Origin of the sequence: Flavobacterium sp. (assembly GCF_035456085.1) — a bacterium.
Classification (GTDB): Bacteria; Bacteroidota; Bacteroidia; order Flavobacteriales; family Flavobacteriaceae; genus Flavobacterium.
Genome location: NZ_DATIDY010000161.1, coordinates 1 through 5,564, shown reverse-complemented (window position 1 = coordinate 5,564; position 5,564 = coordinate 1). Strand labels below are relative to the sequence as shown.

5 protein-coding genes are annotated in these 5,564 nt (G+C 35.2%); 2 read left to right on the top strand and 3 right to left on the bottom strand.

All coding sequences use genetic code 11. The annotated features are described in order from the left end of the window. Nucleotides 1–649, top strand: a 649-nt coding sequence (locus VLC96_RS12540) for a DUF1961 family protein (RefSeq protein WP_325263390.1), incomplete at its 5' end; no start/stop codon positions are given. Nucleotides 650–1,005: 356 nt separating this feature from the next. Here the strand turns inward: VLC96_RS12540 and VLC96_RS12535 are convergent. Then, nucleotides 1,006–1,389, bottom strand: coding sequence for a DUF3037 domain-containing protein (locus VLC96_RS12535; protein ID WP_325263388.1), 384 nt, complete (start codon nt 1,387–1,389; stop codon nt 1,006–1,008). After that, on the bottom strand, nt 1,367–2,161 hold the full coding sequence (locus tag VLC96_RS12530; RefSeq protein ID WP_325263386.1) for a HipA family kinase: 795 nt from the start codon (nt 2,159–2,161) through the stop codon (nt 1,367–1,369). The genes VLC96_RS12535 and VLC96_RS12530 overlap by 23 nt, the downstream gene beginning before the upstream one ends. 190 nt (nt 2,162–2,351) lie before the next feature. Here VLC96_RS12530 and VLC96_RS12525 point away from each other — a divergent pair, with 190 nt between their 5' ends. After that, complete coding sequence (locus VLC96_RS12525) at nt 2,352–4,451, top strand: beta-galactosidase (protein WP_325263384.1); 2,100 nt, start codon at nt 2,352–2,354, stop codon at nt 4,449–4,451. Nucleotides 4,452–4,730: 279 nt separating this feature from the next. Here VLC96_RS12525 and VLC96_RS12520 read toward each other — a convergent pair. Further along, a partial coding sequence (locus VLC96_RS12520; protein ID WP_325263383.1) for an NAD(P)H-hydrate dehydratase occupies nt 4,731–5,564 on the bottom strand: 834 nt, incomplete at its 5' end.

The window sequence follows — 5,564 nt, the reverse complement described above, 5'->3', positions numbered from 1 at the left end:
ATGGTTTTTGGACGGACTTCATGCTGATATTAAAAACACAAAAGAAGGAATGCTTTTTAATCCAGGAAACATCGAAGGAGATGATGCCTACAATGCCGTTTTATGGACAAAAGATTCGTTTAAAGGGGATTTAAAAATCGAATACAATTATACCAAAACAGACGCCAAAACAATTTATGCAACTATTTTATACATTCAGGCAACAGGTATCGGTGTCGCTCCTTATTCGGAAGATATAACGAAGTGGAATAATTTAAGGGAAATCCCGGCAATGAAAACGTATTTTAATAATATGAAAACATTGCATATTAGTTACGCTTCATTTGATAATAAAAATACAGACATCAAAAAAGATTATATCCGAGCCCGAATATATCCGGTACTTTCTGGTCAAAACTTTAATACGATAACAGAGATTCCATCAGCGAGTTTCGAAACTGGTTTATTTAACACTGGAGAAACTTATAAAATAACAGTAATCAAAACCCGCGAAAAACTCTATTTTAATGTAGTTGGAAAAAATATCTCAAAATTATTCACTTGGAATCTTAGCAATACTCCAGCTGTTCTTGAAGGGAGAATTGGTTTAAGGCATATGTTTTCTAGAACAGCATTGTATAGAGATTTTTCTGTGTTTGTAAAAAAATAAAAAAGTTGGATAAATAATTCTATTGAATCAAAATCTATTAAACCGTTGGGTGAAACTGTCGGTTGGGTCAAGTTTGAACAAAAAACAAACCACATAGATGCATAGATTTAATAGTAAATCAATAAGAAAGAGTAGAAATAGGCCTATTTTTCGCATAGACTATGTGATAAGTGAGACGACTATCAAATCCTTTTAGAGCACTATTAATTCTATGTTTCTATGTGGTTAAAAATAATTTCACCCAACGGGTTCTATTAATCATTTTTTGTCACATCGACCGCAGTCAAGATTCCAAAGCGGTTCTCGACTGCACTCGAACTGACAACATGACTAGTTGTAAAATGAATTATAAAAAATCACAACACCAATTCTTCAAATAAACGCTGAATGGTTTCATCCAAATCATCACACAATCCACAATGCGGCCTGGAAGTTTGTATTGCTGAACTCCGAATCGCAGTTAACCATCGAAAACGTGACGGAATATCAAATTCTCCAATTGGCCCTCCATCCTTCCCTCCTATCGCAATTTTCTCAAAGGATTCTAAATTCAGTGCTAGTTGTTCCAAATCAAAATCCTCTGAAAGTATTAATAATTTGGCTTCATTGACCGTGTAAAGCATTTTTATAAATTTTGCTTTTTTGCAAAAAAGAATAATGCCTACGTTTAGAAATTCTTCGCGCTCTACCTTAGGCACAACGCGAATAACGGCATACTCATATAAGTTTTTCTCTTGCATTTTGGGCTTCGTTTATAAAAATTTCTGAATGATTCAATCGCGTCCATAAAAACTGAAAATAAACTCCTCTGATTTCATCTGGAGTTTGCTCACTTCCTTCCCATTGAAGCCAATCTTCCGGAATATAATTGACTATTTCCTGCAAAATATCTTCAGTAAGTATTGCTTTAAAAGCAATATCAGTTTCTTTCAACAAACTGGCTTGTGGTAATAAAACATGATCTTTTATCAAAGCAAAAGGGCTTTTGGCATGTGTTTCCCAACTATTCCAGGAATGATGAAAATAAAGAGAAGCACCATGATCAATCAACCATAATTCTTTATGCCAAATAAGCATGTTTGTATTTCGAAACGTACGATCAACATTGGTAATAAAAGCATCCAACCAAACAATTTGCGAAGATAACTCAGGTGACAATTTTGTTACTACAGGGTCAAAAGTTATCGCTCCTGATAGAAAATGTAAAGCTAAATTCAGCCCTTGACTACCTTGCAATAAATCCTGAATTTCCTCATCGCCTTCGGTACGACCAAAAGCTTCATCCAAATTAGCAAATACTAATTCTGGCATCTTCAACTTTAAAACTCTGGCGATTTCTCCTCCAATGAATTCTGCAATCAAAGCTTTTACACCATGACCCGCTCCTCTGAATTTTAAAACATATTTAAAATCATCATCGGCTTCGGCCAAAGCTGGCAAAGACCCTCCTTCCCGTAATGGCGAAATATAACGCGTGACATTGACAGTTCGTAATTCAAGTGGTTTTCTCATAATGCATTTTTAGGAATTACAAACTTACAAATTTCTTTTAAGGTCACTGAGTTGCCCAGAAACTAAGATGCTAAGTTTTTAGCAAACAGTCCGCACAAAGCTTAAACATTTGAACCTTTTAAACTTAAACAATTAAACTTTTCTTAAAAAACTTATATTTGTAATTCACACACTTATAATCTTTGTTACTATGAATTATAAAATTGCTGTATTGTTTCAACGATACTTCCTGGCGTTACTTCTTTTTTTTAGCACAGTAACATTTGCGCAAAAATTAGAGAAATTTTTCCCAACCAAAGATTTAACCTCAGTAGGAGTTTATTATTACCCAGAACATTGGGATCCTTCACAATGGGAACGTGATTTTCAAAACATGGAAAAAATGGGTTTTGAGTTTACTCATTTTGCAGAATTTGCCTGGGCACAACTAGAACCAGAAGAAGGTAAATACGATTTCAAATGGCTTGACAAATCACTGGAACTTGCAGCAAAATATCATTTAAAAGTAATTATGTGTACCTCTACAGCTACGCCTCCGGTTTGGCTCGTTCGCAAACATCCCGATGTACTAGCAACCAACGAAGATGGTACAAAAATGGATCATGGTACACGTCAACATGCTACTTTTTCCAATAATTATTACCGAACTTATTCTTTAAAAATGGTTGCCGAATTAGCTAAAAGATATGGCAATGACAAACGCATCATTGGTTGGCAAATTGATAATGAACCACGTCGTTTTTTGGACTATGGAAAAGATGCTGAACAACGATTTCGTGATTGGTTAAAAGAAAAATATAAAACCATTGATGTTCTCAACGAAGCTTGGGGAAACAATTTCTGGAGCGGAACTTACAGTAGTTTTGATGAAATCAATATTCCGTTACACGCCGTTTGGGGAATGAACTTACACTCGCAACTCGATCATTATCGTTTTGCTGATAGTGAAACCGCCACTTTTCTTGACAATCAAGCTAAAGAAATTCGCAAATTTTCTAGTCCAAACCAATGGATAACTTCTAATTATATTCCGATGTATGATGTAGGTTATGTTGGAATGAGCAAAGAATTAGACTTTGTAAGTTACACCCGATATATGGTTTATGGTGGTGATTTGGGTATCGGTCCAAAAGGTTATCGCGTTGGAGAATATTCCCGAATTCCATTTGCAAATGATTTTTTTCGTCCAATGAAAGGAGCTTATGGCGTTATGGAATTGCAACCGGGACAAGTAAACTGGGGAAGTATTAACCCTCAGCCATTATCTGGCGCTATGCGATTATGGTTATGGAACGTTTTTGCTGGCGGAAGCAAATTTACTTGTACCTATCGTTTTCGCGCTCCTTTATATGGCTACGAACAATTTCATTACGGAATCGTTGGAACCGATGGTGTTACTCCTACTCCTGGCGGACAGGAATTTAGCCAATTTATCAAAGACATTAATACACTTCGCAAAAAATACGATCCAAAAGCACAATTGCCTAAAGCTTATTTACAACGCAAAACTGGAATTTTATTCAATGCTGATAATGTAATGGGAATTAACCTAAACAAGCAAACCAATCAATGGAATACCGAGGAACATTTTAAGAAATATTACAAAGCTGTAAAATCATTTGGTGCTCCAGTGGATTTTGTTCGAGATACTACTAATTTTTCAAATTATCCTGTTCTAATTGTACCTGCTTATCAAATGATTGACCAACAAATGATTGATAAATTGACAGCTTATGCTCAAAATGGAGGAAACTTGGTATTGAGTTGCCGTACAGGAATTCAAAATCGTAAAGGGCATCTTTGGGAAGCTAAATTTTATCAGCCAATGTGGAAATTGATTGGTTCTGAAATCGAATCGTATGATCTATTAATGCCACAATCTCCAGACAAAATTAAATTCAACAATCAGGAATTTGAATGGGTAAGCTGGGGCGATTTATTAAAACCAAACAAAGAGACCGAAATCTGGGGAACATACCAAGGTGATTTCTATGCCGGCACTCCTGCTGTTATTTCACATAAATTAGGAAAAGGAACAGTAACTTACATCGGAGTTGATTCTAAAAATGGTGAGCTTGAAAAACAAGTTTTAACCAAATTATACCAACAACAAAACATTCCAATTGAAAATTATCCAGAAGGAATAACGGTAGAATACCGTGATGGTTTTGGAATAGCAGTAAATTATTCTGATAAGATATACGAAATGAAAATCTCTCCAAATGCTGAAATTATCATTGGAACTCCGTCTATGAAAACGGCAGATGTTTTGGTTTGGAAATATAAATAGTTAACCCGTTGGGTGAAATTCTGTTTGAACAAAAAATGAACCACATAGAGACATAGATTTTATAACTAATCTGAAAAGAATGAATAGAAATAGCACTATTTTTCACATATACAGCTATGTGAGGAGTGAAAACGGTTATTTAGCTCTTTTAAAAAAAACTATAAATTCTATGTTTCTATGTGTTTAAAGATAATTTCACCCAACGCGTAAATAGTTACTAAGATTCGAAGTTGCTAAGATTTTTTCTCAGGAACTTAGCAACTTAGAATCTCAGAAACTCTATTCAAGACTCAAATAGGCTTTACCGATATGTGCAATACAATCTGAAGCTATAAAAGATTGATATCCAGTTTCGGGCAAAGCAATATCAGCGGTCAATCCATGCAAATACACTCCTAATATTGCAGCATCTACAGGTTTATACGATTGTGCCAAAAGACTTGTAATCATCCCTGTTAAAACATCTCCACTTCCGGCAGTAGCCAAAGCAGGATTTCCAGTAGTATTTTTATAAATGGTTTCGCCGTCAACAATATGAGTTGGTGCACCTTTCATCACAATTACCACCTGATTTTCTAATGAAAAAGCAACAGTTTTACTAAACTTTTCTTCTTCTGAGTTCCATTTTCCAATCAATCGTTCCAATTCTTTAGGATGTGGAGTTAAAATCGTTTTTGGCGGAACCAAAGCCATCCAAGTCGGATTTTGTGCCAAAATATTCAACCCATCGGCGTCAATAACCATTGGAATACTTTTATTTGATAAAAAATCATGAAACGCTTTTTGAGTTTCTATATGCTGCCCCATTCCTGGACCAATTCCAATAGCGTCTGGTTCCACATTAAAACTAATTTCTGAAAGATGTTTTTTATGTTGATCGGTTATTGCCATTACCTCAGGAACAGCAATCTGAACAATCTCATAACCACATTTTGGAACAAAAGCTGTCACTAAACCGCAACCTGTTTTGAGTGCGGCTTTGCTGGACAGACATATTGCTCCTATTTTTCCATAGCTTCCACCAATAAGTAAGGCATGTCCTTGTAAGCCTTTATGAGTTAACTTTTCTATTGGCTTGTATCTTTTTAAGATTTCGTTTCTATCAATAATTAT